Origin of the sequence: Delftia sp. HK171 (assembly GCF_001886655.1) — a bacterium.
Lineage (GTDB): Bacteria > Pseudomonadota > Gammaproteobacteria > Burkholderiales > Burkholderiaceae_C > Comamonas > Comamonas acidovorans.
Genome location: NZ_CP018101.1, coordinates 2,885,825 through 2,910,104 on the forward strand (window position 1 = coordinate 2,885,825; position 24,280 = coordinate 2,910,104).

At 68.4% G+C, this 24,280-nt stretch carries 27 protein-coding genes; 14 read left to right on the forward strand and 13 right to left on the reverse strand.

Annotation, left to right across the window (positions count from 1 at the left end):
- Positions 1–19: 19 nt before the first annotated feature.
- The gene (gene pdxR / locus BO996_RS13140) at positions 20–1,483 is read right to left on the reverse strand and encodes a MocR-like pyridoxine biosynthesis transcription factor PdxR (protein ID WP_071954973.1); all 1,464 of its coding nucleotides are present in this window, start codon (positions 1,481–1,483) and stop codon (positions 20–22) included.
- Positions 1,484–1,588: 105 nt separating this feature from the next.
- Here pdxR and BO996_RS13145 point away from each other — a divergent pair, with 105 nt between their 5' ends.
- Positions 1,589–2,335 carry a GNAT family N-acetyltransferase gene (locus tag BO996_RS13145; protein ID WP_071954974.1) on the forward strand — a complete coding sequence of 249 codons (747 nt, stop codon included), beginning with the start codon at positions 1,589–1,591 and terminating at the stop codon, positions 2,333–2,335.
- Here the strand turns inward: BO996_RS13145 and BO996_RS13150 are convergent.
- Positions 2,311–3,216 carry a LysR family transcriptional regulator gene (locus tag BO996_RS13150; RefSeq protein ID WP_026062687.1) on the reverse strand — a complete coding sequence of 302 codons (906 nt, stop codon included), beginning with the start codon at positions 3,214–3,216 and terminating at the stop codon, positions 2,311–2,313. The two genes, BO996_RS13145 and BO996_RS13150, sit on opposite strands and share 25 nt — an antisense overlap.
- Before the next feature lie 143 nt (positions 3,217–3,359).
- On the opposite strand from BO996_RS13150, the gene BO996_RS13155 reads away from it, so the two are divergent.
- Positions 3,360–4,367, forward strand: a complete 1,008-nt coding sequence (locus BO996_RS13155) for a tripartite tricarboxylate transporter substrate binding protein (protein WP_071957095.1) — start codon at positions 3,360–3,362, stop codon at positions 4,365–4,367.
- Between the two features lie 9 nt (positions 4,368–4,376).
- Here BO996_RS13155 and BO996_RS13160 read toward each other — a convergent pair whose 3' ends face one another.
- Positions 4,377–5,252 carry a helix-turn-helix transcriptional regulator gene (locus BO996_RS13160; RefSeq protein WP_442856960.1) on the reverse strand — a complete coding sequence of 292 codons (876 nt, stop codon included), beginning with the start codon at positions 5,250–5,252 and terminating at the stop codon, positions 4,377–4,379.
- A 106-nt stretch (positions 5,253–5,358) separates the two neighbouring features.
- Here BO996_RS13160 and BO996_RS13165 point away from each other — a divergent pair, with 106 nt between their 5' ends.
- Positions 5,359–5,847 (forward strand): DUF3237 domain-containing protein, encoded by a 489-nt coding sequence (locus BO996_RS13165; protein ID WP_071954975.1) that lies wholly within the window; start codon positions 5,359–5,361, stop codon positions 5,845–5,847.
- A 47-nt stretch (positions 5,848–5,894) separates the two neighbouring features.
- Positions 5,895–6,902 (forward strand): Bug family tripartite tricarboxylate transporter substrate binding protein, encoded by a 1,008-nt coding sequence (locus tag BO996_RS13170; protein WP_013803189.1) that lies wholly within the window; start codon positions 5,895–5,897, stop codon positions 6,900–6,902.
- 3 nt (positions 6,903–6,905) lie between these two features.
- Here BO996_RS13170 and nth read toward each other — a convergent pair whose 3' ends face one another.
- Positions 6,906–7,559: an endonuclease III gene (gene nth / locus BO996_RS13175; protein ID WP_043819386.1), complete on the reverse strand. Its 654-nt coding sequence runs from the start codon at positions 7,557–7,559 to the stop codon at positions 6,906–6,908.
- Between the two features lie 231 nt (positions 7,560–7,790).
- On the opposite strand from nth, the gene BO996_RS13180 reads away from it, so the two are divergent.
- Positions 7,791–8,864, forward strand: coding sequence for a PDDEXK nuclease domain-containing protein (locus tag BO996_RS13180; RefSeq protein WP_071954976.1), 1,074 nt, complete (start codon positions 7,791–7,793; stop codon positions 8,862–8,864).
- Between the two features lie 65 nt (positions 8,865–8,929).
- Here BO996_RS13180 and BO996_RS13185 read toward each other — a convergent pair whose 3' ends face one another.
- On the reverse strand, positions 8,930–9,838 hold the full coding sequence (locus tag BO996_RS13185; protein WP_013803186.1) for a LysR family transcriptional regulator: 909 nt from the start codon (positions 9,836–9,838) through the stop codon (positions 8,930–8,932).
- Between the two features lie 115 nt (positions 9,839–9,953).
- On the opposite strand from BO996_RS13185, the gene BO996_RS13190 reads away from it, so the two are divergent.
- The 4 genes from BO996_RS13190 to BO996_RS13205 all read left to right on the forward strand — a co-directional run bounded on the left by BO996_RS13190 (position 9,954) and on the right by BO996_RS13205 (position 14,075).
- Positions 9,954–11,441 (forward strand): amidase, encoded by a 1,488-nt coding sequence (locus BO996_RS13190; RefSeq protein ID WP_071954977.1) that lies wholly within the window; start codon positions 9,954–9,956, stop codon positions 11,439–11,441.
- 59 nt (positions 11,442–11,500) lie between these two features.
- Complete coding sequence (locus BO996_RS13195; protein WP_071954978.1) at positions 11,501–12,487, forward strand: Bug family tripartite tricarboxylate transporter substrate binding protein; 987 nt, start codon at positions 11,501–11,503, stop codon at positions 12,485–12,487.
- A 137-nt stretch (positions 12,488–12,624) separates the two neighbouring features.
- Positions 12,625–13,821, forward strand: a complete 1,197-nt coding sequence (locus BO996_RS13200) for an aminotransferase-like domain-containing protein (protein WP_071954979.1) — start codon at positions 12,625–12,627, stop codon at positions 13,819–13,821.
- Entirely contained in the window at positions 13,818–14,075 is a 258-nt protein-coding gene (locus BO996_RS13205) for a SlyX family protein (RefSeq protein ID WP_071954980.1), read from the forward strand. Before BO996_RS13200 ends, BO996_RS13205 begins: the two co-directional genes overlap by 4 nt.
- Before the next feature lie 55 nt (positions 14,076–14,130).
- Here the strand turns inward: BO996_RS13205 and BO996_RS13210 are convergent, their stop codons facing one another.
- The 3 genes from BO996_RS13210 to BO996_RS13220 form a co-directional block, all read right to left on the reverse strand.
- Positions 14,131–14,265 carry a DUF3149 domain-containing protein gene (locus BO996_RS13210; RefSeq protein ID WP_012204679.1) on the reverse strand — a complete coding sequence of 45 codons (135 nt, stop codon included), beginning with the start codon at positions 14,263–14,265 and terminating at the stop codon, positions 14,131–14,133.
- 208 nt (positions 14,266–14,473) lie between these two features.
- Positions 14,474–15,901: a M20 family metallopeptidase gene (locus tag BO996_RS13215; RefSeq protein ID WP_071954981.1), complete on the reverse strand. Its 1,428-nt coding sequence runs from the start codon at positions 15,899–15,901 to the stop codon at positions 14,474–14,476.
- Complete coding sequence (locus BO996_RS13220) at positions 15,898–16,935, reverse strand: tripartite tricarboxylate transporter substrate binding protein BugE (RefSeq protein WP_071954982.1); 1,038 nt, start codon at positions 16,933–16,935, stop codon at positions 15,898–15,900. Before BO996_RS13220 ends, BO996_RS13215 begins: the two co-directional genes overlap by 4 nt.
- 190 nt (positions 16,936–17,125) lie before the next feature.
- Between BO996_RS13220 and BO996_RS13225 the strand changes: the two genes are divergently transcribed.
- Positions 17,126–18,115, forward strand: coding sequence for a LysR family transcriptional regulator (locus BO996_RS13225; RefSeq protein ID WP_012204682.1), 990 nt, complete (start codon positions 17,126–17,128; stop codon positions 18,113–18,115).
- 116 nt (positions 18,116–18,231) lie between these two features.
- Entirely contained in the window at positions 18,232–18,780 is a 549-nt protein-coding gene (locus tag BO996_RS13230; RefSeq protein ID WP_013803179.1) for a DUF2721 domain-containing protein, read from the forward strand.
- 49 nt (positions 18,781–18,829) lie between these two features.
- Here BO996_RS13230 and BO996_RS13235 read toward each other — a convergent pair whose 3' ends face one another.
- Positions 18,830–19,735, reverse strand: a complete 906-nt coding sequence (locus BO996_RS13235) for an HTH-type transcriptional regulator ArgP (protein ID WP_071954983.1) — start codon at positions 19,733–19,735, stop codon at positions 18,830–18,832.
- Between the two features lie 70 nt (positions 19,736–19,805).
- Between BO996_RS13235 and BO996_RS13240 the strand changes: the two genes are divergently transcribed.
- On the forward strand, positions 19,806–20,456 hold the full coding sequence (locus BO996_RS13240; RefSeq protein WP_065346286.1) for a LysE/ArgO family amino acid transporter: 651 nt from the start codon (positions 19,806–19,808) through the stop codon (positions 20,454–20,456).
- Between the two features lie 9 nt (positions 20,457–20,465).
- Here BO996_RS13240 and BO996_RS13245 read toward each other — a convergent pair whose 3' ends face one another.
- Together BO996_RS13245 and BO996_RS13250 are read right to left on the reverse strand one after the other, a co-directional pair.
- Positions 20,466–20,777 carry a hypothetical protein gene (locus BO996_RS13245; protein WP_013803177.1) on the reverse strand — a complete coding sequence of 104 codons (312 nt, stop codon included), beginning with the start codon at positions 20,775–20,777 and terminating at the stop codon, positions 20,466–20,468.
- A 30-nt stretch (positions 20,778–20,807) separates the two neighbouring features.
- The gene (locus tag BO996_RS13250; protein WP_013803176.1) at positions 20,808–21,305 is read right to left on the reverse strand and encodes an Lrp/AsnC family transcriptional regulator; all 498 of its coding nucleotides are present in this window, start codon (positions 21,303–21,305) and stop codon (positions 20,808–20,810) included.
- A 108-nt stretch (positions 21,306–21,413) separates the two neighbouring features.
- Here BO996_RS13250 and BO996_RS13255 point away from each other — a divergent pair, with 108 nt between their 5' ends.
- Positions 21,414–22,316 (forward strand): EamA family transporter, encoded by a 903-nt coding sequence (locus BO996_RS13255; protein ID WP_071954984.1) that lies wholly within the window; start codon positions 21,414–21,416, stop codon positions 22,314–22,316.
- A gap of 96 nt (positions 22,317–22,412) precedes the next feature.
- Here the strand turns inward: BO996_RS13255 and BO996_RS13260 are convergent, their stop codons facing one another.
- The gene (locus BO996_RS13260; protein WP_034391882.1) at positions 22,413–23,198 is read right to left on the reverse strand and encodes a MetQ/NlpA family ABC transporter substrate-binding protein; all 786 of its coding nucleotides are present in this window, start codon (positions 23,196–23,198) and stop codon (positions 22,413–22,415) included.
- A 196-nt stretch (positions 23,199–23,394) separates the two neighbouring features.
- Here BO996_RS13260 and BO996_RS13265 point away from each other — a divergent pair, with 196 nt between their 5' ends.
- Positions 23,395–23,613: a DUF3820 family protein gene (locus BO996_RS13265; RefSeq protein ID WP_071957097.1), complete on the forward strand. Its 219-nt coding sequence runs from the start codon at positions 23,395–23,397 to the stop codon at positions 23,611–23,613.
- 66 nt (positions 23,614–23,679) lie between these two features.
- Here the strand turns inward: BO996_RS13265 and BO996_RS13270 are convergent, their stop codons facing one another.
- Positions 23,680–24,201 carry an ABC transporter substrate-binding protein gene (locus BO996_RS13270; protein ID WP_071954985.1) on the reverse strand — a complete coding sequence of 174 codons (522 nt, stop codon included), beginning with the start codon at positions 24,199–24,201 and terminating at the stop codon, positions 23,680–23,682.
- Positions 24,202–24,280: the final 79 nt, after the last annotated feature.

A 24,280-nucleotide genomic window follows, 5' to 3' on the forward strand; every position in this document is an offset into this window, starting at 1 on the left:
CGCTGGAGCCGCGCCGCGGCTAGCGCGGTAACGCAGCTGCCGCCAGCTTGCCCAGCCGCCTGACCAGCGCGCCGAAGCGCGCGGCATCGGTGTTGCCATAGCCGATCACCAGGCCGTTGTCCTGGGGCAGCGGTGCCAGGGCGAAGGACGAGAGGGCGCCCGGGTTCATGCCGGCGCGCTGCGCCTGCTCCACGATGGCACGGTCGGACAGGTCCGGCGGCAGCCGCACCGTCAGGTGCAGGCCGCCGTGGCCGCCCAGCACCTCATGCTCCACGCCCAGTTGCGTGGCCAGTGCCTCGCGCAGGGCCGCCTGGCGCTCGCGGTACAGGCGCCGCATGCGCCCCAGGTGGCGCGAGAACTGGCCGCTTTCCATGAAGTCCGCCATGGCCAGCTGCTCCAGGCGGTGGCCGCCGCGCAGCATCTCCTGCACGGCGGATGCCGCGCTGGTGGCCAGGGACTGCGGCAGCACCACAAAGCCCAGGCGCAGTGCCGGGAACATGGTCTTGCTGAAGGTGCCCACATAGAGCACGGGCGCGTCCGGCACCTGGCCCTGCATGGCTGCGATGGGCGTGCCCTGGTGGCGGAATTCGCTGTCGTAGTCGTCCTCGATGATCCAGGCCCCCGCGCGGCGCGCGCGCTCCAGCAGGTCCAGCCGGCGCGCCACCGACAGCACGGCGCCCGTGGGATATTGGTGAGATGGCGTGATCTGGATCAGCCGTGGAGGATGGCTGTCCCACAGGCCGGGCGCGATGGCTGCGCCATCCGCATCCACGCGCAGTGTGCTGACGCACAGGTCACCCCCTGCAAAGGCCGACTTGGCGCCCCGGTAGCCGGGCTCCTCCAGCCAGGCATGGTCGCCCGGGTTGGTGAGCAGTTGCACGCACAGGTCCAGCGCACCCTGGGCGCCTTCGGTGACGATGATGCGCGAGGCATCGCAGCGCACGCCGCGCGAGATGCGCAGGTGCTGCGCAATGGCCTGGCGCAGTGCGGGCTCGCCCGCAGGGTCGCCATAGTCCAGCGTGGCGCTGGCGGGAAGGCGCAATGCGCGGTCCTGCGAACGGCGCCAGGCGGGCAGGGGGAATCTGTCCAGCGCGGGCGTGCCCGGCGTCAGGGGCAGGCTGCGGTCGATGGCATGGCGCGTGGGCGCGATGCGGTCCAGGCGCCGGGCCGTGCGGGGTGCGCAAGGGGGCGCGGCTGCCGCCTCGGCGGCTGCCGTGGAATGGGTGGATACAGCCGCCACGCGCGTGCCCTGCCGGTCGGCGACCACATAGCCTTCGGCCGCCAGTTGCTCGTAGGCGATGAGCACGGTGTTGCGCGAGACTCCCAGATCCTCCGACAGGGCGCGCGAGGCCGGCAGGCGGTCACCGGCCGGCAGCCGGCCCGCCAGGATGGCCTGCTTCAGGCGCTGGATCAGTTGGCGCTGGCGGGGAGCCGCTCCAGGGCCGGATTGCAATGGACTGGTCAGCAGGTCGGAGGCGTGCATGCAATGGGTGGCGTGGCACCATGAAATAAGGAGGATATGGCGCTTTCAATGATGCCACGCCAGCGCTATCGTGGCCCTGCCAAATGACCTGACCAGGAATCTCCCATGCCCCCCGCACTCAATGCCCACTCCCAACCCGTAGGCCACGACCTTCCCAACTGGACCCCGCGCCAGCGCCCGCCGCGCACGCCCATGCAAGGCCGCTACTGCCGGCTGGAGCCGCTGTCCGCCGCGCGCCATGCAGCCGATCTGTTCGATGCCTTCAGCCAGGCGCCGGACGCCAGCGACTGGACATACATGTCGGTAGGCCCCTTCGCGGATGCCCAGGCCTATCTGCGCTTTGCCGAGGCCGCCCAGGCCGGCGATGACCCGCTGCACCACGCCGTCATCGACCTGGCCACGGGCCGTGCCATCGGCTCGCTGGCGCTGATGCGCGTGGACACGGCCAGCGGCGTGGTGGAGGTGGGCTTTGTCTGCTACTCGCGCCTGCTCAAGCGCACGCGTGCGGCCACCGAGGCGCAGTTCCTGCTGATGCAGCGCGCCTTCGACGAGCTGGGCTACCGCCGCTACGAGTGGAAGTGCGACAGCCTGAACGCACCGTCGCGTGCCGCAGCGGCGCGCCTGGGCTTCCAGTTCGAGGGGGTGTTCCGCCAGGCCGTGGTCTACAAGGGCCGCAGCCGCGACACGGCCTGGTTCTCCATCATCGACAGCGAATGGCCGGCGCTGCGCGCGGCCTACCAGCGCTGGCTGGAGCCGGGCAACTTCGATGCGGGCGGCGGGCAGGTCCTTTCGCTGTCCAGCCTGATGGAGCAGGGTGCGCCGCAGGCTCAGGAGACGGCAGGCGCGGCGTAGTAGGCCTGCAGCACCTCGATCAGGGCCTGCGCATGGCGCGGCAGCCGGCCCTGGTCGCGCACGAGGATGCGGCGCTCGCGCACGCTCCAGGCGTCTGTCAGATCGATCAGCGCCAGCCCCATGCTTTCGCGGTTGCGCCGCGCGGCGCTCTCGGGAACGATGCCTATGCCCACGCCGGCGCCGATCATGCGGCACATGGCGTCGAAGCTGGACAGCTGTATGCGCAGCTTCATGGGCTTGCCCAGGCGCTCGGTCACACCTGCCAGAAATGTCTGCAGCGTGCTGCCCTGCTGCATGCCGATGGCGTCCTCGTCCAGCGTCTCGGCAAACGCAATGCGCTTGCGCCGCGCAAAGCGGTGGCCGCGCGGCGTGGCCAGCACCAGCCGGTCGGTGCTGAAGTGGATGGTCTGCAGGCCCAGCGTATCCACCTGGCCGGCCACGATGCCCAGGTCGGCCCGGCCGTCCAGCACGCCGCGCGCGATCTCGGCGTTGGGCCGCTCCTGCAGGTCCACGTTCACGCGCGGGTGATCGGCAAGAAAGGCGGGCAGGATCTCGGGAAGAAAGTCGGTCACGGCCGTGGTGTTGGCAAACACCCGCACATGGCCGCGCAGGCCGGCGCCGTACTCCTGCAGGTCGTGGCGCAGCTGCTCGGACTGCAGCAGCATGCCGCGCGCGTGGTGCAGGAAGGCTTCGCCGGCCGGCGTGGGCCGCACGCCGCGCGCCTCGCGGTACAGCAGGGGCATGCCCGCCTGCTCCTCCAGCGCCTTGATGCGCAGGCTGGCTGCGGCCAGGGACAGGTGCTGCCTTTGCGAGGCGCGCGTGAGGCTGCCCAGTTCGGCGGCATGCACGAACAGGCGCAGGTCCGTCAGGTCGAAGTGCATGAGGGGCATGAAAGGCGAAGAGGGCATGGGCGGGGTCAAGGCTTTGTCAATTCCGAAGGCCGGGTCAGGAAATGCGCGATTGTGCGCTGGCCCGGCACTGGCAACCATGCGGGCTTGCGACAAGAACAAATGGAGACATGACCATGCCGGATTCTTCCTTTCCCCTGCCGTCGAGCCTTTTGCGCCGCCGAAGCCTGGTGGCTGCCGCACTCGCCTTGCCCCTGCTGGGCCATGCCCAGGCCTGGCCTGCGCGGCCCATCGTGATGATCGTCCCGCAGGCGCCGGGCGGCACCAACGACATCGTGGGCCGGCTGGTGAGCCAGAAGCTGGCCGAGGTGCTGGGCGCCAGCGTGGTGGTCGAGAACCGGCCCGGCGCGGGCGGCAACATCGGCACCCAGGCCGTGGCCAAGGCGCCGCGCGACGGGCATACGCTGCTGATGACCATCAGCAGCAGCCAGGCCATCAACCCCGCGCTGTACCGCAAGCCGGGCTTCGATCCGGTGAAGGACTTCCGGCCCATCGGCCTGATCGGCTCCGTGCCCAATGTGCTGCTGGCCCATCCCGGCTTTGCGGCCAAATCCGTGCCCGAGCTGATCGCCATGGCCCGGGGCCGGCCCGACGAGTTCCGCTATGCCTCGGCCGGCAACGGCACGCTCAACCATCTGCTGGGCGAGATGCTCAACAGCATGGCGGGCATCCAGCTGCAGCATGTGCCCTACAAGGGCGTGGCGCCCGCGCTCAACGATGTGCTGGGCGGGCAGGTGCCGCTGCTGTTCGGCAGCCTGCCATCGACCCTGCCCCATATCCAGGCCGGCCGGCTGCGCGCACTGGCCGTGAGCGGCGCGGCGCGATCGCCGCTGCTGCCCGATGTGCCCACCATTGGCGAGACCGTGCCCGGCTACAACGGCACGCTGTGGGTGGGGCTGTTTGCGCCTGAAGGCGTGCCCGCGCCGGTGCTGGCGCAGTTGCAGGACGGCATGGCCCGCGCGCTGGCGGCCGGCGATCTGCGCGGCAAGCTCGAAGCCTCGGGCGTGGAGCTGGCCGGGCCGGCGGACAGGCCCGTGCCGCCCGCCCAGATGGCGGCCCTGCTGCGCGAGGACATCGCCAAGTGGGCGCGCATCGTCAAGGCGTCCGGCGCATCGCTGGATTGACGCAAGGCCTCAGCCCTGCGGCTCCATGGCCAGCGCGAACAGCTCGCTGCGAAAGTGGATGCCCAGCCGCGCGAAGGCGCGGTTGCGGTAGGTCTTGACGGTGGGCAGGCTCAGGCACAGGTCGCAGGCAATGCCCTCATGCGTCATGCCCTGCAGCAGCCGGGCGCAGACATCGAGTTCGCGCGGCGTCAGGTCGGGCTGTGCCTGCAGCAGGCGCATGCGCAGGGCCGGCAGTGTCTGCCGCTGCCGGGGCTGGCTGGGTGGGGTGGCCGGGGCCGAGGCCAAGGCCGTTACCACGGCGGGCTGCGCCTGCGTCAGGGCGATGTGCTTGTGCGCCAGGGCCAGCAGCACGGGCGCCATGCTCCCGAAGCGGTCGATCTGCGCATCGCCCAGTGCCCTCTGGTGCTGGTGGCGATAGAAATTGACGGCAAACACACCGCCGTCGTCCTGATGCTCGACGATGGACACGCGCTCGGCCATGCCGTGCGCGTCGTAGACCAAGGCGCGGTGCTCGCCTTCCACCTCCTGGGCCGTGATGTGGCACAGCGCCGTGGCGCGTGCCGGGCCGGCGTCGCCGTGGTTCCAGGTGCTGTCGCGCAGATAAGGACCCGAGAGATAGGCCCACCAGCAGTCGCGCGTGGTGTCGCGCGCCTCGCTGCTGGCCGACAGGAACAGCTGCGGCCGGCTGCGCGGGCCCGTGCGATAGACCGACCAGGAGGCGGCGGGCAGCAGCGGGTTCATGGCCTCCAGCACCTGCCGGGCGAAGCCGGGCTCGCCCAGGCTGGCGACCATGTGGCCGATGGCGTGGCTGGGCGCATGGCCGGACGCATGGGCGCCCAGGGCGCTGGCGTCAGGGGTGTCGGAGGGGGCGGTCCAGTGTCTCAAGGGAAGGCAGGGGCGGGCAGGGCGTTGTCATCTTCCGGGATGACGGCCGGCCCGGGCAATGGTGCTTATGCTAGGTCCCGATTCCATCCACCGGAGCCCCAGAACCATGCCAGATGACGTGCCGCAGCTTGCGGCCTTGCCCGATCCGCGCTTTCGCTTCTTCGCCGACCTGAGCGTGCAGGTGGGCCCGCCGCAGGAGGTCGGTGCCACGGCGCACGGCGGGCGCCGACTGATCCCTATCCTGGGCGGCACGGCCCGGGGCGACGGCTGGAGCGCGCGCGTGCTGCCCGGAGGCGCGGACTTCCAGCGCATCGTGCACGGCGGGCTGGCCGAGCTCGATGCGCGCTATGTGCTGGAGACTGATGCCGGCGACCTGATCTATGTCTGCAACCAGGCGCTGCGCAGCGGCGACCCGGCGCACATGGCAAAGCTGGCGCGCGGTGAGCCCGTGGACCCCGCGCACATCTATTTCCGCTGCGCCCCCCGCATGGAGACGGCCAGCCGTGCGCTGGCCTGGATCAACGAGCGCCTGTTCTTCGGCACCGGCGTGCGCCATCCCGATCGCGTGCAGATGCGCTTTCACGAACTGCTCTGAGCCGCGCCTTTCCCCTCTCGATACCCACAATGCAGGAGACAAGACACATGAAAAACCAGGCATCGAAGTCGCGCCGCACCGCCGTGGCCTGCGCACTTGCCGCCGTGCTGGCCACCGGGCTGGCTCCCTGGACCGTGGTCGGCGCCCAGCCGGCCTTTCCGAGCAAGCCCGTGCGCCTGCTCGTCGGCTTTCCTGCGGGAACGGGGCCGGACATCGTGGCGCGCCTGCTCGCGCAGAAACTCTCCGAGCAATGGGGCAACCTGGGCGTGGTCGTGGACAACAAGCCGGGCGCTGGCGGCCTCATCGCCGCCAGCGAGGCGGCACGGGCCGTGCCTGACGGCTATACGCTGATGCTGGGCGAGACCGGCCAGCTCAGCATTGCGCCCAACACCTACCAGCGCCTGCCCTACGACCCGCAAAAGGACTTTGTGCCCGTCAGCCAGGTCGTCACCTCCGACTTCGTGCTGCTGGTCAATCCGCAGAAGGTGCCGGCCCGCAATGTGCCCGATTTCGTGGCCTGGGCGCGCCAGCGCAAGGAGCTGTTCATCGCCACCTTCGGCGCCGGCACGCCCGGCCACTTCGGCGCCTTCATGTTCGGCAATGCCGTGCAGCTCAAGCCCGAGCCCGTGCACTACAAGAACACCAACGATGCCCTGGGCGGCCTGTTCAGCGGCGACGTGCAGGCCGTCTTCGCCACGGCGGCCCTGGCCGCGCCCCAGGTCAAGGCCGGCAAGCTCACGGCCCTGGGCAGCACGGGCGCCACGCGCACCCAGTCCATGCCCGAGCTGCCCACCATCCGGGAGCAGGGCTATCCGTCGCTGGAGTTCAATTCCTGGTTCGGCGTGGTCGCGCCCGCCAAGACGCCGCCCGAGATCGTGGCCAGGCTGCAGGCCGACATCGTGCGCGCCCTGCAGCAGCCCGACAGCCGCAGCCGGCTGGAAGAAGCCGGTTTCCGCGTGACGGGCACCACGGGCGACGAGCTCGCCCGCATCATGCGCGCCGACACGGTCACCTGGGGCAAGGCCGTGGCGGCCACGGGCTTCAAGGCCGATTGAGGCTCAGCGCTTGCCCGCAGCCGGGGCAGGCGTCTTGGGCGAGTAGTCGCAGTACGGCGCCACCACGCATTCCCAGCAGCGTGGCTTGCGGGCCTGGCAGACGTAGCGGCCCAGCAGGATGAGCCAGTGGTGCGAGTCCACGGCATAGGCCGGCGGCACGCGCTTCATCAACTGCATCTCCACGGCCAGCGGCGTCTTGCCCGGCGCCAGGCCCGTGCGGTTGCCCACGCGGAAGATGTGCGTGTCCACGGCCATGGTGGGCTCGCCAAAGGCCACGTTGAGCACCACGTTGGCCGTCTTGCGGCCCACGCCGGGCAGGGCTTCCAGCTCCTCGCGCGTGCGCGGCACCTGGCCGCCGTGACGCTCGACCAGGATCTGGCAGGTCTGCATCAGGTGTTTGGCCTTGCTGCGGTACAGGCCGATGGTCTTGATGTATCCCTCCAGCCCTTCAAGTCCCAGGTCCAGGATGGCCTGGGGCGTATTGGCCACGGGAAACAGCTTGCGCGTGGCCTTGTTCACGCCCACGTCCGTGGCCTGGGCCGAGAGCAGCACGGCAGACAGCAGCTCGAACACATTGGTGTATTCCAGCTCGGTCTGGGGCGAGGGATTGGCGGCCTTGAGCGTGGCGAAGAAGGGTTCGATGCTGGTGGTTTTCATTGTGGGGGCGCGTATCCATCGATGTGGCGTGCATTGTCATGCAAGCGCGGGTATTTGAAAGTGCGTAACAGGCTCTAGGAATGTTCTGATTTTTCATGTCTGCCAGGGTCAGATCGTCTGGTTATGCAGATGCGGCGTTGACTGGCCAAGGCCGCATCGCAATAGTCGGCCGGATCGATTTCGCCGACACCAGACATCCAGACATCACGCCACCAGGAGGGGGGCGACCACATGGCCACTCGCAAGATATCCGTTTCTCCCGCGCTCGCATCGTCACAGGCCCTGCTGGGCAATGTGCGGGACCTGATCGAGGCCGCGCGGCTTCGCGTGGCAGCCAACGTCAACAGTGAACTCACCCTGCTGTACTGGCACATCGGCCAGCACATCCATGGCCATGAATCCGAGGTGCGGCAGGCAGGCTGCAGCGATGAGGTCCTGCCGGTGCTGGCCGGTCATCTGGTCCAGGACTATGGCAGCAGCTTCTCGGAGAAGAACCTGTGGCGCATGACGCAGTTCTCCACCGCGTTTCCCGACCAGCCCCTGGTCATCTCGCCGACCCGGAAATTGAGCTGGGCGCATTTCATCGTGCTGATTGCGATCAAGGATCCAGTGCAGCGCGAGTACTTCGCCAGCATGGCGAGCCTCGAGCGCTGGAGCGCACGCACGCTGCGCAGCCGCATCGACTCCCAGCTCTATGAACGCCTGGCGCTGCCCTGCGATGCCGAGGCGCTGATCGCGCAGGAGCCGGTCACGCCGCGCAGCACCGAGCGCATGTCGCCGGCGCTGTTCATGCGCGATCCCTATATCTTCGACTTTCTGGGGCTGCACGATGCCTGGCAGGAGGGCGACCTGCAGGCCGCCATCATCCGCGAGATGGAGGCCTTCCTGCTGCGGTCGGGCACGGGCTTCACCCTGGTGGGGCGGCAAATGCACATGCATGTGGATGAGCAGGACTTCCACCTCGATCTGCTGTTCTACAACCGCAAGCTGCGGCGGCTGGTGGCGGTGGAGCTGAAGGTGGGCGAATTCACGGCCGAGGACAAGGAGCAGATGGAGCAATACCTGCGCTGGCTGGACCGGCATGAGCATGAGCAGGGCGAGAACACGCCGATGGGCATGGTGCTGTGCACGGGCAACAGCTCCGAGCAGATCGAGCTGCTGGAACTGGGGCTGCGCGGCGTGCAGATGGCCGAGTACCTGCCCGGCCTGCCTGAGCGCCAGACGCTGGCACAGCGGCTGCGGCAGGCCACACGCCGGGCGCAGTGGCATTGGGCGCAGCGCCAGCTGGAAGGCGGGCTGGCCTGAGCGCCTACCGCTGCGTTTGAGACCCGTTCCCCCTCTTCTTCCTTCGTTTCCTTCTCCTCTTCCTCCTACCCAGGCGGCAGCAGTTCCCGCAGGTGCTCCACAAATGCCCGCACGCCCTTGGACAGGGTGCGTCCGGACAGCGTCTGCAGCTCGATGGCGCGCGCATTCATGCCGCGCTCGCGGATGGGCGCCGCATGCAGCTCGCCTCGGCGCACGCGCTCGCGCATGGTGACCTCTCCGCCCAGCGACAGGCCGCCGCCGTGCAGCACGAAGTGCACCAGGGTCTCGAACTGGCCGCTGACCAGGGCGGGCTCGAACACCAGGCGGCGGTGGCTGCAGGCGATGTCGAACAGCTGGCGCGCGGTGTTGGCGTCCTCGGGCAGGGCAATGGCATGGGGATGCATCTGGGCCAGGGTGATGCTGGCATGCCGGGCCAGCGCATGGTCGGGCCGCATGATGGCGACCACCGGCGAGACCTGGCGGTGCCAGACCTCGATGTCACGTGCCGCCGCGCGGCTGTAGGTCAGGCCCACATCGGCCTCGCCGCCCAGCACGGCCTGGGTCACGGCGGCAGGGGCTTCCACGCGCAGGTGGAACTGCATGCCCGGGTACTGTTCGCGGAAAAGCGCCATGGCGCGTGGCAGGAACTCGATGGCAAAGCCGCCCGAGCTGCACACGCGCACCACGCCCCGGCGCAGGCCCTGCAGGGCCTCGATGTCGGAGACCACACGGTCGGCCTCCAGCGCACCGCGGCGCGCGTGGGCGGCCAGCAGCTCGCCTGCCGGGCTGGGCGCCATGCCGCGCGGGCGGCGCTCGAACAGCGGCACGCCCAGCATCTCTTCCAGTCCGGCGACCTGGCGGCTCACGGCCGAGGGCGAGACATTGAGCCGCGTGGCGGCTTCGCTAACCGAGCCGCTGCGCACCACTTCGAGAAAGTAGCGCAGGGCCGTGTCCTGTAGGCGGTTGGAAAGCATGGTGGCCTGCTCATGGTTTGCGAAAAACGCAACGATAAGCCAAGAAAAAGGCGATTGTCGAAATAGTTTCGCCTGCTTATGCTGACTTCGTTCTGTCACAAAAACGAGGAAATCCATGGAGTCAAACGCAAGCACCGCAACGCAGCAGCCGGATCTGGCCACCGGGGGTGGTGGCGTCGTGGAGATGTCGGCCGTCGCGCTGTCAAAGGCCATCCAGGGCCGCGATCTGTCCTGCGTGGAGGTGCTGGATGCCTATTGCGCACAGATCGACCGCCTCAACCCCTTGGTCAACGCGCTGGTGTCTCCGCTGGACCGCGACTGGCTGCGCGGCCGCTCCCGCGAGCTGGACACGCTGCTGGCGCGCGGGCAGAGCCTGGGGCCGCTGCACGGCTTTCCCCAGGCACCCAAGGACATCATGCCGGCGGCCGGCATGGTGACGACCAAGGGATCGCCCATCTTCGCGGGCCAGGTCTCGCAGACCGATTGCGTGGTGTTCGAGCGCATGCGCGCAGGCGGTGCGCTGTTTGTGGCGCGCAGCAATTCGCCCGAGTTCGGCCTGGGCGGCCATACCTACAACCCGGTCTACGGGACCACGCGCAATGCCTTCGATCCTTCGCGCTCGGCAGGTGGCAGCAGCGGCGGGGCCGGCGTGGCCGTGGCGCTGCGCATGCTGCCCGTGGCCGATGGCTCGGACATGATGGGCTCGCTGCGCACGCCGGCCGCCTTCAACCATGTCTATGGATTGCGCACCTCGGTGGGCTGCGTGCCGCATGGCCCTTCGGAGGAGGTGTTCTTCCAGCAGTTCAGCGTGGCCGGCCCCATGGCGCGGGACATTCCCGACCTGGCCCTGCTGCTGTCCGTGCAGGCAGGCTTTGATGCGCGCCTGCCGCTGACCCGCCGCAGCGAGCCGCCCAAGGACTGGACCGCCCAGCTGCAGCGCGATTGCAAGGGCCTGCGCATCGGCTGGCTGGGGGACTTGGGCGGGCACCTGCCCACCGAGTCCGGCCTGCTGGAGACCTGCCGCGCGGCGCTGCAGCATTTCAAGACCATCGGCTGCACGGTGGAAGAGGCCGTGCCGGCCTTCGACTTCGAGCGCCTGTGGCGCGCCTGGATCGACCTGCGCAGCTTCAGCGTGGCCGGGGCCAACGCCGCCCTGTACCGCGACCCGGTCACGCATGCCCTGCTCAAGCCCGAGGCCCTCTGGGAAATCGAGCGCGGCATGGCGCTGCCGGCCATGGCGGTCTATGACGCGGCGCGTGTGCGCTCGGCCTGGTACGAAACCCTGCGCCGCCTGTTCGACAGCTACGACTTTCTGGTGCTGCCCTCCGCCCAGGTCTTCCCGTTCGATGCGGCGCTGGACTGGCCGCATGCCGTGGGCGGCCGCGAGATGGACACCTACCACCGCTGGATGCAGACCGTGGTGCCCGCCACCATGGCCGGCTTGCCGGCCCTGGCCGCGCCCGCAGGCTTCGGGCCGCAGGGGCTGCCTGCCGGGCTGCAGATCATCGGCCCGGCACAGGCCGATCTGGCCGTGCTGCAGATCGGCCATGCCTATGACCAGGCCGGCGGCTTCTCGCGCGTGCGCAGCCCGCTGCTCGACTGAAACCGCCGCATCGATTTTTCCCAGGTTCCCGTTCCCTCGTCCCCCAGGAGATCCGCGCCATGGCCTTGTCCCGTTCCCGTTTTCTGTCGTGTCTGATGGCCGGTGCCACGGCACTTGCGCTGCCCGCAGCCAAAGCCCAGCCCCAGTCCTACCCGGATCGTCCGATCAAGCTGGTCGTGCCGTTTGCGCCGGGCGGCGCCACCGACATCCTGGGCCGGCTGCTGGCCACCTCGCTGGGTGAACGGCTGGGCCAGCCCGTGGTCGTGGAAAACCGCCCCGGTGCAGGCACGGTGGTGGCGGGCGCGCTGTTGGCCAAGGCGCCGCCCGACGGCTACACGCTGCTGCTGGGCGCCAGCACCACGCTGACGCTCAATCCCGCCATCCGCAACCCGCTGCCCTATGACCCGCTGCGCAGCTTCACGCCGCTGGGGCTGGTGGCCGACATGGGCCTGGTGCTGGTGGCCCATAACGAAACGCCTGCACGAACGCTGCCCGAACTCGTGGCCCTGGCCAAGGCCGACCCCGACAAGCTCTCCTACGGTTCCTTCGGCACGGGATCCTCGGTGCACTTCGGCGGCGAAATGCTCAAGACCGCCACGGGTATGCGCATGGTGCATGTGCCCTTCAATGGCAGCTCGCCCAGCCTCACCGCGCTGATGGGCGGCCAGGTGCAGGTGGCCGTGGACACGGTGGTGGCCACCACGCCGCTGATCAAGGCCGGCAAGATCCGTCCCATCGCAGCCCTGGGCCCGCAGCGCCTGGCCCTGCTGCCCCAGGTGCCCACCGTGGCCGAAAGCGGCTACCCGGGCTTTGCCATGGACACCTGGTTTGCCTTCCTCGCCCCGGCCGGCCTGCCCGCACCCATCCAGAAGAAGCTGGAAAAGGCGCTGGCCGACGCCATGGCCGAGCCGGCCATGAAGAAGAAGCTGGTGGACATCGGCCTGTCGCCCGCATGGGGGCCGGCCAGCGCGCTGCAGGAGCGCATAGAGCGCGAACTGCCGCAAATGCGCGCCGTGGCTGCCAGAGCCGACATCAAGGTGGATTGAACGCAGCTGCCTTCCGGGAGAGAGGGGGAAGGCGCGAATCGACTCAGGGGGCTTCTAATCGTGCAGGAAAGCTGCGGCAGGATTGGCGACAATGCAGGCTTCGCCTTTTCATTGCACCGACAAAGAGACTCCTGCCCATGCAATTCGCCGACCGTCTGAACAACGTAGAAACCTCCGCCATCCGCGAGCTGTTCAAGCTGCTGGGCAAGCCCGGCATCATCAGCTTTGCGGGTGGTTTCCCGGACAGCGCCATGTTCGACGTGGCCGGCATCAGCGCCGCCTCCCAGGCCGCGCTGCAGCAGGAACCCGGCGCCGCGCTGCAGTACGGTGCGACCGAGGGCTACCAGCCGCTGCGCGAGCAGATCGCCGCCTTCATGGCCGGCAAGGGCGTGCGCGGGCTGGCCCCCGAGCAACTGGTGGTGACCACGGGCAGCCAGCAGGCGCTGGACCTGCTGGGCAAGACCATGATCAACCCCGGCGACAAGGTCATCGTCGAAGGCCCGACCTTCCTGGCCACCATCCAGTGCTTCCGCCTGTACGGCGCCGAAGTCATCAGCGCGCCCATCGACGCCGAAGGCGCCCAGGTCGATGCGCTGGAGCAACTCATTGCCGAGCACCGCCCCAAGCTGGTCTACCTGATCCCCACCTTCGGCAACCCCAGCGGCGCCATGCTGAGCCTGGAGCGCCGCAAGAAGGTGCTGGAGCTTGCCGTCAAGTACCAGACCCTGGTGGTGGAAGACGATCCCTACGGCGACCTGTATTTTGGCGAAGCGCCTCCGTCCAGCCTGCTGGCGCTGTCCAGCGAGGTGCCCGGCAGCCGCGACTGGCTGGCGCACTGCGGCTCGCTGAGCAAGGTGCTCAGCCCCGGCCTGCGCATTGGCTGGCTGGTGGCCCCGGCCGAGCTGCTGGGCCGCGCCGTGATGTGCAAGCAGTTCAGCGATGCCCACACCAGCACCTTTGCCCAGGCCACGGCCGCGCAGTACCTGAAGTCCGGCGCCATGCCCGCCACGCTGGCCCATGTGCGCGAGGTCTATGCGCGACGCGCCAAGGCCATGGGCGATGCGCTGCGCGAGCACCTCGGCGATGCCGTGGAATTCCTGCAGCCCCAGGGCGGCCTGTTCCTGTGGGTGCGCCTGACCGGCAAGGGCGGCGCGCTGGCCGATGCCGGTGAGCTGGCCAAGCGGGCCATTGCCCAGGGCGTGGCCTTTGTGCCGGGTGCGCCGTTCTTTGCGCAAAACCCCGATGCCACCAGCTTCCGCCTCTCGTTCGCCACGGCTGACGAGGACAAGATCCGCGAAGGCATCGCCCGCCTGGCCCAGGCGCTCAAGGCATGAGCGTGGCTGACGACGGAGAACATGGCGGCGGGCACGCAGACGCCGATGCCCTGCAGGCGCGCGTGATGGAGCTGGAGATCAAGGCCAGCTACACCGAAGACCTGCTGGAGCAGCTGAACCTGACCATCTACCGCCAGCAGCAGCAGATCGACCGGCTGCTTGACGAGCTGCGCGACCTGCGCCGCCGGGTGCCCGAAGGCGGACCCGCCGGCGGCGCGACCAATCTGCGCGACGAGCTGCCCCCGCACTATTGAGTGCGCAGGGCGGCTGCGTGCGAATGCCCAGGCCAGCCCCTGCCTGGGCATTTCTTCATTCAAGCGGCTTGTTGGCCACGTGCTTCATCTTGCCCAGGAACAGGCGCAGGAAAAAGCCCGCCATGATCAGCATGAAGACGATGGCGCCCAGGCTCATCAGGCCGTAGTCGGTGGAAAAAAGATCAATCATCAGCTTCACAAGTCCTCCTGTGGTTTGTTGGTATCGGTGGGGTCCCGATCCAACTATCGCCGTGGCCTGGCGCGGAGGGCTTGTGATGGGTCAACGCGGCGGCGGGGTGGGTTTGCGGCAGCGCAAAGGGGCAAGCCCCGGCAAGCCCGGCCAAGCCCGGGAACTGGGCATGGGGTAGGAGTCGAGCATTCAGGGCGAGCCAAGCCCATCACCCCCGCATGAACGGCAAGGGCACCTCCGCAGGAATCGGGCACGCATAGGGTCTGCCGCCCCGGCGCTCAAGCAGCTCCGTCTTGGCCTGGGCAATGCGTTCGGGCTGCTCCAGCAAGGCGATGGCCGTGGCCGCCAGCACCTGGGCGGCGCGCACCATGCCTGCGTGGGCCAGGCTGGACTGGCCTTGCGAGACCATCTGCCAGGAATGCAGCGGCGTGCCGAAGGCGTAGCAGGCCACCCAGGCCTGGACGGTGGGCGTGATCCAGCTCACATCGGCCACGTCGGTGGAGCCGAACAGGGTGTCCTCCACGGCAGGATCGTAGGGCGCCAGGCCTTCGAACACGGCCGGCACCTTGCCGCGCAGCACGCTGGCCAGCGGGCGGCTGACCTGGTCCACGTCGTTGCTGTCCAGCGTGGCCTGGAAGTCTCCGGCCAGGCGATGCAGGCCGGGGTCCACGTGCAGCGGGCCCAGGGCCTGCATCTGCGCATACATCACCTGGTTCAGCGTGCGGTTCTGCAGCAGGTTGGAGCAGGCCTTGTCAAAGACGATCTCCAGCCGGCAGTCCGTCATCAGCGCGGCGCCGCGCGCCACGTTCTGCACGCGCTCGTACAGCGCTGCTGCCTCGTGGTTGCGTGCGGCCCGCACCAGATACAGCACCTCGGCGCGAGCCTGCACCACGTTGGGCGACAGGCCGCCCGAGTCGGTGATGGCGTAGTGCACCCGCGCATCGGTGGGCATGTGCTCGCGCAGGTAGTTCACGCCCACGTTCATCAGCTCCACGGCGTCGAGCGCGCTGCGGCCCAGGTGCGGGGAATGCGCGGCATGCGCGGCCTTGCCGTGGAAGATGAATTTCGCCTGGATGTTGGCCAGCGTGCTCTGGCTGAACACGCCGGTGAAGCTGGCCGGGTGCCAGGTCAGCGCCGCATCCACATCGTCGAAGACCCCGGCGCGCGCCATGAAGGTCTTGCCCGATCCGCCTTCTTCTGCCGGGCAGCCGTAGTAGCGCACGCGTGCCTTGGCACCGCTGCGGCGCAGGTGCTCCTGCAGCGCAACGGCCGCGAAATGCGCCGAGGTGCCCAGCAGATGGTGGCCGCAGCCGTGGCCCGCCAGGCCCGGGCTGTCGGTGGAAGGCGTGCAGACCAGGGCGCCGCTTTGCTGGTTCAGGCCCGACAGCGCGTCGTACTCGCCCAGGAAGGCCAGCACCGGGCCCTCGTCGCCCCATTCGGCCAGGAAGGCCGTGGGAATGCCGGCCACGCCGCGCGTGATGCGAAACCCGGCCTGCTCCAGCGCATCGATGTGCAGCCGGGCAGAAGCGGTTTCGGCATAGCGCAGTTCGGCCAGGGACCAGATGCTGTCGGCCAGGGCCGCCATGCGCGGGAACTGCTGCTGGAAGAAGTCCTGGAGGTGCTCGACTGCGCTCATTCCGGCTTCACCCCTGCCTTGTCCAGCAGCGCTTTGTTGCGCTGCAGTTCGCTGGCGATCTGGGCCGGGAAGCGGGCCTGGTCCATCTCGGTGACCGAGGCGCCCAGCAGCTTCAGGTGCTTTTGCACCTCGGGCAGGCGCACGGCCTTCACCGACGCATCCTGCAACTGCCGGACGATGGCCGGTGGCGTGCCGGCCGGCACGACCAGCCCGAACCAGCTGATGCCCAGTTCGTTGAGCTGCGCGTAGCCCAGCTCCTTGAAGGTGGGCACATCGGGCAGGTCGGGCGAGCGGCTGTCGCCCGACAGCGCCACGGGGATGAGCTTGCCGCCCTTGATCTGGGGCATGGCCGAAGGCAGCTGGTCGGTCATCACCTGCACCATGCCGGCCAGCGCATCGTTGAGCGCCGGCCCGTTGCCGCGGTAGGGCACGATCTGCACCTGGGTCTTCATGGTCTCGTTGAAGGACGCCACCATCAGATGGCCCAGCGTGCCCAGGCCCGGCACGCCCGCGCTGTAGGCGCCGGGCTGGGCGCGCAGCTTGGCCAGAAAGCCCGGGAAATCCTTGACGCCCATCTTGGGGTGGACCATGTAGACCGACGGCATGGTCACCAGATTGGCCACGGGCAAAAGCCTGCCTTCCAGCTTGGCGGCGCGCGTGTACAGCGAGGGATTGATGGTGGCCGTGCTCACCGTGGCCATGCCGATGGTGTAGCCGTCAGGCGCGGCCTGGGCAATGCTTTCGGTGCCGATCAGGCCGCCAGCGCCGGCCTTGTTGTCCACCACCACGGGCTGGCCCAGCGTGCTGCGCAGGCCCTCTGAGATCACGCGCGCAACGATGTCGGTGGAGCCGCCTGCCGCAAAGGGCACGATGAGCTTGACCGGCTTGTTCGGATAGGCGTCGGCCGCATGGGCCGTGGAGGCCGTGGAGGCCGTGTGGGCCAGGGTGAGGCCGCACAACACGGCGGCAAGACCGGACGTGCCCAGCGAGAGCAGGGTGCGCCGCGGCAGCTGAAAGAGGGGTTTGGCTTGCATGGCATGGGTTCCATCAACGGTGAAGGAGCCGCAGGCCTGGGCCGCGCCGGCTCCCGATGCAGGCGACTATAGAAATCCTGCCGCCCGCGTGGGCCACGGTATTTGTGCCAAGCTATAAGCCGTTCCGATAGCTTGCCCTGCGCCGCCTGTGGCGCGCCAGGGCCTGCCTGGGGAAAACACTGAGACTCCCATGAGCAATGACTTCGATGACCGCGACGGCCTGGACGATGCGGCCACGCCCCAGGGGCGGCTGCTGTATTCGCGCCTGACCAAGCATGTGCGCCTGCGCCAGCTGCAGCTGCTGGTGGCGCTGCAGCAATGCGGCTCGGTGGTGCAGGCCGCCGCCACGCTGCACATGAGCCAGTCGGCCGCCACCCAGGCGCTGGCCGAGATGGAGCGCGTGCTCGACATCCGCCTGTTCGAGCGCCATGCGCGCGGCATACGCCCCACGCTGGCCGGCCAGACCCTGGTGGACACGGTGCGCGGCGTGCTGGCCGCGCTGGAGGAGGTGGCGGAATCGCTGGCTGCCATTCGCCGAGGCGCGGCGGCCGCGCTGCGCCTCGGCGCCATTCCGGCGGCAGCCCTGGCCATTCTTTCACCCCTGCTGGCGCGGTTCTATGCCGAGCACCCCGAGGTGCATGTCGATGTGCACGAAGACGCCAGCACCCGGCTGCTGTCCCAGCTGCTGGGCGGCGGGCTGGACGCGGTGTTCTGCCGCGAGCCGGCGCTGCTGCCCGGCCCCTTCGCCTTCGAGCCGCTGCTGGCCGACACGGCCGTGGTGGTGGCCGCACGCTCGCATGCGCTGGCCGGGCGCCGTGACGTGCCGCTGCAGGCCTTGACTGGCGCACGCTGGGTGCTGCCCACGGCCAACATCGCCGTGCGCGGGATTTTCGAGGCCGAGGTGCTCCAGGCGCTGCCCGATGCGCCCTGGTTTCCCGTCTCCACCGTTTCCCTGCCGATACTGGAGGGCCTGTTGAGCCAGCCCGGCGCCGTGGCCCTGGTGCCGCTGAGCATTGCGCCGGGCCTGCAGACCCATGCGCGCGTGTGCCGGCTCGATGTGCGGCTGACGGGCAGGTTGGCGCCCCTGGGCGTGGTCTGCCGGCGCGACCAGGCGCCTGCCCTGCTGACCGAGATGCTGTCGCTGTGCCGGCAGATGCTGCCAGCGCCACCGGCCCGCTGAATGCCAAAAGCTGGCGACATGGCTTCTTGCCGCCCCCGCTTGCGGCCACAATACTGTCCGCGCGAAAACACGGCAGCATGGCCGCACCAGACAACAGAAAGCACGCAGAGGACCGCATGATCAATTGGTCGCTAGACGCCGATACCGTCACCCACAGCATCCAGCTGGCGCTGGCGCCGGTGTTCTTTCTGACGGCCGTGGCCGGCATGATCGGCGCCGTGGCCGGGCGGCTGGCCCGCATCATCGACCGCGCGCGCAAGCTGGAAGAACTGCTGCGCAACCCGCAGGAAGAGGACTTCATCGCGCGCAGCCTCACGGAACTGCACTTTCTGCGCAAGCGCGGCCGGCTGGCCAATGTCTGCATAGGGCTGCTGACCGTCTGCGGCTTTTGCATCGGCCTGACCATTGCCCTGCTGTTCCTGGGCGAGGCCTACGGCATCAACGGCCATGGCTATGCGGTGCTGGGCTTTCTGTTCGGCGTGCTGATGTTTCTCTCGGCCCTGGCCTGCTTTCTCTGGGAAACCATCATGGCCACCAGCCTGCTGGACTTCCACACCCTGACCCGCGTGCGCGCGGCCGTGCGCACCATACAGCGGCCGGAACGCAACGACCAGGCCCAGGCTGAGCCGTCCACCCCGGCAGACGACACCGGCCGCCAGCCCTGAGCCGGGCGCGGACGGCGCCGCCGTCGCTGTCGCCATCGCCGCAGCCCATTCACTCCATCGGGTCCAGGCAGGCCGCCGCGGCCTGGATCACGCAGTCCGTCAGCCGCTGCAGGCTGGCCTGCGCATTGCGCGCATGGGCCCAGTACATGGGAATGTCCAGATCGTTGCCGGGCAGCAGCTCCACCAGGCTGCCTTCGACCAGTTGCGCGCCGATCATCAGCGGCGGGTGCATGCCCCAGCCCATGCCCAGCTCGCAGGCCCGCGTATAGCCCTGGTTGGAGGGAAGAAAGTGGCGCGGCGTGTTGCGCCGCCCCTCTGCGCCCAGGCGTTGCAGCCATTGGTCTTGCAGGCTGTCCTTGCGGCCGTAGCTCATCATGGGCGTGCGCGCCATGGCCTCGGGCGTGATGCCGTCCTTCAGGTAGCGGCGGATGAAGTCGGGGCTGGCCGCCGCCACGTAGCGCATGCGGCCCAGCGGCCAGGTATTGCAGCCGGGAATGGCCGATGAAGTGGCCGTGACGGCGGCCAGCACCTCGCCCTCGCGGATGCGCTTGGCCGTGTGGTCCTGGTCGTCGATGCTGATGTCCAGCAGCTCGTTGCCGTCGCGCGTGAAGGCGGACATGGCATCCATGAACCAGGTGGACAGCGAGTCGGCATTGACGGCCAGCTTGAGCGTGGGCAGTGCGGTCTGGCCCTCGGGGACCAGCTCCGGGTTCTTGCGGCGCAGATCGTTTTCGAGCAGGGCCACCTGCTCCAGGTGCAGGCACAGCCTGCGGCCCGCATCGGTGCCCGAGCAGGGCTGGCCGCGCAGTACCAGCACCTGGCCCACACGCTCCTCCAGCAGCTTGATGCGCTGGGAAACGGCCGAGGGCGTGACATGCAGCTTGCGCGCCGCGCGCTCGAAGCTGCCTTCGCGCACCACGGCCGCCAGGGCTTCGAGTCCGGCGTAGTCGAGCATTTAGATATTCTTCATTTGGTTGAGTAAATGTAATTTTACTTAACCATTTGCCGGCCAGACAATCCCGGCCATGTGGACTGCAAATGTTTCTTCTTCCTGGCTGGCGGGCTTCACGGTCTGCCTGTCTCTCATCGTCTCCATCGGCGCCCAGAACCTCTATGTGCTGCGCCAGGCCGTGCACGGTCAGCATGTGCGCGCCTGCGTGGCCTGGTGCGTGGTGAGCGACGTGGTGCTCATCGGCCTGGGCGTGGCGGGCATGGCCCGGCTGCTGGGCGACAACCCCGACTTGGCCCGCTACCTGACGCTGGGCGGCGCCCTGTTCCTGCTGGCCTATGGGCTGATCGCGCTGTGGCGCATGGCCATGGCGCCCGATGCGCAACTGGCGGCATCGGGCGGGCAACTGGCCCCGCGTGGCCTGCTGGGCGTGGTCTCCACGCTGGCCGTGATCACCCTGTTCAACCCCCATGTCTATCTGGACACGGTGCTGCTCATGGGCTCCATCGGCGCGCGCCAGGAAGGCGTGCTCAAGTGGGTCTATGTGGTGGGCGCCGCATCGGCCAGCCTGTCGTGGTTCGTGGCGCTGGCCTTTGCGGGCCGCCGCATGAAGCGCCTGTTCGAGAAGCCGCAGGCCTGGCGCGTTCTCGATGGCCTCACGGGCGTGATGATGCTGGCGCTGGCCTGGTGGGTGGCTGGCAGCGCGTTGGCACCGGCAGGCGGCTGACGGCGCAGATCAGTCTGCGGCCGGGGCTTCCTCGCCGGGCGCCCAGGTGCCCACGGCCTCGATGAGGTTCCAGCTGTTGCATTCGATGCAGTAGTGGCCCGTGGCGCCGGTCTTCTGGCTGGTCGCCTCGATGACGACCTTGTGGCCATGGCGCTGGGCCTCGGACAAGGGCTGGATCTTGTCGTAGTTGTATTGCTCGGCCAGGTCGCCCCGGAAGGAAATGGTGATGCGCTCGCGCTTGGGATAGTAGTCACGCTCGTACTTGTCGAGGGTGCGTGTGGCGACGAGGCGGGCCATGCTGTCCGGTGAAGGTGCGCTCAAAGCAGTCTCCTGGTGTATGTCTAGGTTGTGTCAACTTGTTTCATTGTCGGGCTTGTGTTCTGCCATCGGCAACTGCAGCCCGGTCTTGATGCGTTCCAGAGCGATCGAGGTGGTGTAGCGCCGGATGTTGTCGTCTCCGGAGAACAGCCGCGCCGCCAGCGCCTGGTACTCCTGCATATCGGCAGCCGTGACGATCAATGAATAGTCGGCTTCCCCGGTCACGTAGTAGCACTGCTGCACGGCGGGCTCGCGCGCCACGCGCGCGCGAAAGGCCAGGGACAGGTCCGGGCGCTCGTTGGCCAGCTGCACGTTGATGAGCACGGTGAGCGGACGCCCCGTGCGCACGGGATCGACCACGGCCACGTTGGCCGTGATCACGCCCAGCTCCTGCAGGCGCCGTATGCGCCGCTGCACGGCCGGTGCCGAAAGGTGGACCTGCTCGGCAATGAGGCGCTGCGGCGTGAGGTTGTCGCGCTGGAGCACGTCGAGGATGGCGCGGTCAAAAGTATCGAGTGCGATGGCGGGCATGGGGGAGGGGCGGAAAACGGATGCGGGGCGGTCGGAAAGAGCGAATATTGCGCGAAGAGGCCCCAAAACGAGTCTTTTGCATCGCTGGCCTGCAATATCGTACGGGCCATGACAACAAACACCACATGGAACCGCGTCTGGCCCCTGCTGGCCGTGCTGGGCTCGGTCACGGCACTGGGCGTGGGCACTTCTCTTGCCAAGCAGCTTTTTCCGGTGCTGGGCGCCCAGGGCACTTCGGCATTGCGCGTGGGCTTTGCCGCGCTGATCCTGGTGGCCATCTGGCGGCCCTGGCGCTGGACGCTGGCCCGCCCCCAGGCCTGGGCGCTGCTGCGTTTCGGCGTGGCGCTGGGCGCCATGAACCTGCTGTTCTACATGGCGCTGCGCACCATTCCCTTTGGACTGGCCGTGGCCATCGAATTCTCCGGTCCGCTGGCCGTGGCCATCTACCACTCGCGCCGGCCGGTGGACTTTGTCTGGCTGGCGCTGGCCGTGGCGGGGCTGGCCCTGATTTTGCCGATAGGGGGCGCCGGCGCGGGCGGATTGGTGCTGGAGCCCGTGGGCATTGCCTGCGCCGTGGGCGCTGCCATCTGCTGGGCGCTGTACATCCTGCTGGGGCAGCGCCTGGGCAGCATTCCCAGCGGCCAGGCCGTGTCGCTGGGCCTGGTGTTCGCCGCCATGGTGGTGGTGCCCTTCGGCGTGGCCGAGGCGGGGGCCAAGCTGCTGCAGCCGTCCATCCTGGCCTTCGGCCTGGTGGTGGCGGCCATCTCCAGCGCCTTGCCCTATACGCTGGAGATGATGGCCCTGCGCCGCCTGCCACCGGCCACCTTCGGCATTGCCCTGGCCACGGAGCCTGCGATTGCCGCCCTCATGGGCATGCTGCTGCTGCATGAGCACCTGGTGGGCACCCAGTGGCTGGCCATCGCCTGCATCATGGGCGCGGCCATGGGCAGCGCCATCACGCGGCCCGCTGCGGCGGCCAAGGCGCCGGCCGAGGTGACGCCTGCAGGTTGAGTGGCGATACCAGGGAAGGGGAATGAAAAAGCGCTGCCGAGGCAGCGCTTTTTTTGCGGGGACAGGATGCAGCCGACCGGCTGCATTCCCTGCGCCTCAGAACGCAGGAACGACAGCGCCCTTGTACTTCTCGAGGATGAACTTCTTCACGTCGGGCGTGTGCAGCGCGTTCATCAGCTTGGCGATGTTGGGATCGTTGGCACGGTCCTGGCGCGAGACCACGATGTTGGTGTAGGGCGAATCGGAGCCTTCGATGAACAGCGCATCCTTGGTGGGATTGAGCTTGGCCTCGATGGCGTAGTTGGTGTTGATCAGGGCCAGGTCCACGTCAGCCAGCGCGCGTGGCAGCAGCGGGGCTTCGAGTTCCTTGAACTTGAGCTTCTTGGGGTTCTTGGCCACGTCCAGCGGCGTGGGGGTCAGGCTCTTGGGGTCCTTGAGCTCGATCAGGCCCTGCTTGGCCAGCAGGATCAGGGCGCGGCCGCCGTTGGAGGGGTCGTTGGGGATGGCGATGGTGGCGCCGTCCTTCAGATCCTTCACGTTCTTGATCTTCTGCGAGTAACCGCCGAAGGGCTCCACGTGGACCTTGCCATTGGGCACGGCCACCAGCGAGGTCTTGCGGTCCTTGTTGTAGCTGTCCAGGTAGGGCTGGTGCTGGAAGAAGTTCACGTCCAGCTGCTTGTCCTCGACGGCCGCATTGGGCTGCACGTAGTCGCTGAATTCCTTGATCTGCAGGTCGATGCCCTGGGCCTTGAGGGCCGGCTTCACATGGTTGAGGATTTCTGCATGGGGCACAGCGGTGGCGCCGACCTTGAGCACGTCGGCGGCCTGGGCCGTCAGGGCCAGCGTGGCAATCGCGATTGCGGAGAGGGCTTTCTTCAACATGACCGGAGGACTTTCTTCAACGGGTTGCAAAAACGCCGCAGGCCCGGTGGAGTGGTTCTGTATCGGGCGGTACGGCAGGCAGGCGCATAGTCTAGTGCGGCGCCAGCGGCCGCAATGAACAATTTTGCTATTTGGTTATAAGGCTGTGGCTTTTTATGCAGATTCTTGCGATGCCGCAGCGCGTACCATCGCCGCCATGGACTCCGAAATGCTGCAAAAGCTGGTGCAGGTGCAAATGCCCTATGGCAAGTACAAGGGCCGGCTGATCGCCGACCTGCCCGGCAACTATCTGAACTGGTTCGCACGCGAAGGCTTCCCCAAGGGAGAGCTGGGCCAGTTGCTGGCGCTGATGCAGGAGCTGGACCACAACGGCCTGTCGCACCTGCTGCAGCCGCTGCGCGCCGGGCCGCGCTGAAGCGGCCGCCCTATAAAGCAAAAGGCCGCGACGGGCGCGGCCTTTTCGGGGAAAAACGCAGGCGGCTTACTTGGCGGCAGCGCGGGCGGCTTCTGCCTTGGCCTTGGCTTCGTCGGCCTTGCGCTGCAGCTCGGCTGCCTCGGTTTCAGCGGCCTTGGCCTTGGCTTCGGCTTCCTTGGCGGCTGCATCCTTTTCAGGAGTCATGGCGCCAGCCAGCGCATTGCCGGCCATGGAGCCGGCCACGGCGCCCACGGCAGCGGCGCCCAGCGTGCCCATCATGCCTGGGCCTGCAGCACCTGCAGTGGCAGGTGCCGCTGCCGGAGCGGCGGCTGCGGCGGGCGCGGCGGGGGTGGCAGGAGCTGCAGGGCTGGCAGGCGTTGCCGCCTTGCTGGCGGTGGGTGCCGCAGGCGCTGCGGGCTGAGCGGGGGCCTTGCCGATCGACGCCGGGCGCACGGACTTGCCGCCGCTGCCCATGCGCTTGGCCTGGGCCAGCGTGGGCACGGTCAGCGATGCAATGGCCAGGGCGATCACGGAGGCAGTGGCGCGGAACGAAGTCTTCACGGAGTTTTTTCCAATCATGGTGGTCATGTACACGGTCGGCGCAGGCGGGCCCGCGCCGGTCGGCGCGCCACAGGCTGCCCGTATGCGGGCAGGCCTGCGGCCTTGT

Bases quoted from the DNA above. Each gene is read 5' to 3' on its own strand.
- pdxR (WP_071954973.1), bottom strand. From the start codon at position 1,483: ATGCACGCCTCCGACCTGCTGACCAGTCCATTGCAATCCGGCCCTGGA.
- BO996_RS13145 (WP_071954974.1), top strand. From the start codon at position 1,589: ATGCCCCCCGCACTCAATGCCCACTCCCAACCCGTAGGCCACGACCTT.
- BO996_RS13150 (WP_026062687.1), bottom strand. From the start codon at position 3,216: ATGCACTTCGACCTGACGGACCTGCGCCTGTTCGTGCATGCCGCCGAA.
- BO996_RS13155 (WP_071957095.1), top strand. From the start codon at position 3,360: ATGCCGGATTCTTCCTTTCCCCTGCCGTCGAGCCTTTTGCGCCGCCGA.
- BO996_RS13165 (WP_071954975.1), top strand. From the start codon at position 5,359: ATGCCAGATGACGTGCCGCAGCTTGCGGCCTTGCCCGATCCGCGCTTT.
- BO996_RS13170 (WP_013803189.1), top strand. From the start codon at position 5,895: ATGAAAAACCAGGCATCGAAGTCGCGCCGCACCGCCGTGGCCTGCGCA.
- nth (WP_043819386.1), bottom strand. From the start codon at position 7,559: ATGAAAACCACCAGCATCGAACCCTTCTTCGCCACGCTCAAGGCCGCC.
- BO996_RS13180 (WP_071954976.1), top strand. From the start codon at position 7,791: ATGGCCACTCGCAAGATATCCGTTTCTCCCGCGCTCGCATCGTCACAG.
- BO996_RS13185 (WP_013803186.1), bottom strand. From the start codon at position 9,838: ATGCTTTCCAACCGCCTACAGGACACGGCCCTGCGCTACTTTCTCGAA.
- BO996_RS13190 (WP_071954977.1), top strand. From the start codon at position 9,954: ATGGAGTCAAACGCAAGCACCGCAACGCAGCAGCCGGATCTGGCCACC.
- BO996_RS13195 (WP_071954978.1), top strand. From the start codon at position 11,501: ATGGCCTTGTCCCGTTCCCGTTTTCTGTCGTGTCTGATGGCCGGTGCC.
- BO996_RS13200 (WP_071954979.1), top strand. From the start codon at position 12,625: ATGCAATTCGCCGACCGTCTGAACAACGTAGAAACCTCCGCCATCCGC.
- BO996_RS13205 (WP_071954980.1), top strand. From the start codon at position 13,818: ATGAGCGTGGCTGACGACGGAGAACATGGCGGCGGGCACGCAGACGCC.
- BO996_RS13210 (WP_012204679.1), bottom strand. From the start codon at position 14,265: ATGATTGATCTTTTTTCCACCGACTACGGCCTGATGAGCCTGGGCGCC.
- BO996_RS13215 (WP_071954981.1), bottom strand. From the start codon at position 15,901: ATGAGCGCAGTCGAGCACCTCCAGGACTTCTTCCAGCAGCAGTTCCCG.
- BO996_RS13220 (WP_071954982.1), bottom strand. From the start codon at position 16,935: ATGCAAGCCAAACCCCTCTTTCAGCTGCCGCGGCGCACCCTGCTCTCG.
- BO996_RS13225 (WP_012204682.1), top strand. From the start codon at position 17,126: ATGAGCAATGACTTCGATGACCGCGACGGCCTGGACGATGCGGCCACG.
- BO996_RS13230 (WP_013803179.1), top strand. From the start codon at position 18,232: ATGATCAATTGGTCGCTAGACGCCGATACCGTCACCCACAGCATCCAG.
- BO996_RS13235 (WP_071954983.1), bottom strand. From the start codon at position 19,735: ATGCTCGACTACGCCGGACTCGAAGCCCTGGCGGCCGTGGTGCGCGAA.
- BO996_RS13240 (WP_065346286.1), top strand. From the start codon at position 19,806: ATGTGGACTGCAAATGTTTCTTCTTCCTGGCTGGCGGGCTTCACGGTC.
- BO996_RS13250 (WP_013803176.1), bottom strand. From the start codon at position 21,305: ATGCCCGCCATCGCACTCGATACTTTTGACCGCGCCATCCTCGACGTG.
- BO996_RS13255 (WP_071954984.1), top strand. From the start codon at position 21,414: ATGACAACAAACACCACATGGAACCGCGTCTGGCCCCTGCTGGCCGTG.
- BO996_RS13260 (WP_034391882.1), bottom strand. From the start codon at position 23,198: ATGTTGAAGAAAGCCCTCTCCGCAATCGCGATTGCCACGCTGGCCCTG.
- BO996_RS13265 (WP_071957097.1), top strand. From the start codon at position 23,395: ATGGACTCCGAAATGCTGCAAAAGCTGGTGCAGGTGCAAATGCCCTAT.
- BO996_RS13270 (WP_071954985.1), bottom strand. From the start codon at position 24,201: ATGACCACCATGATTGGAAAAAACTCCGTGAAGACTTCGTTCCGCGCC.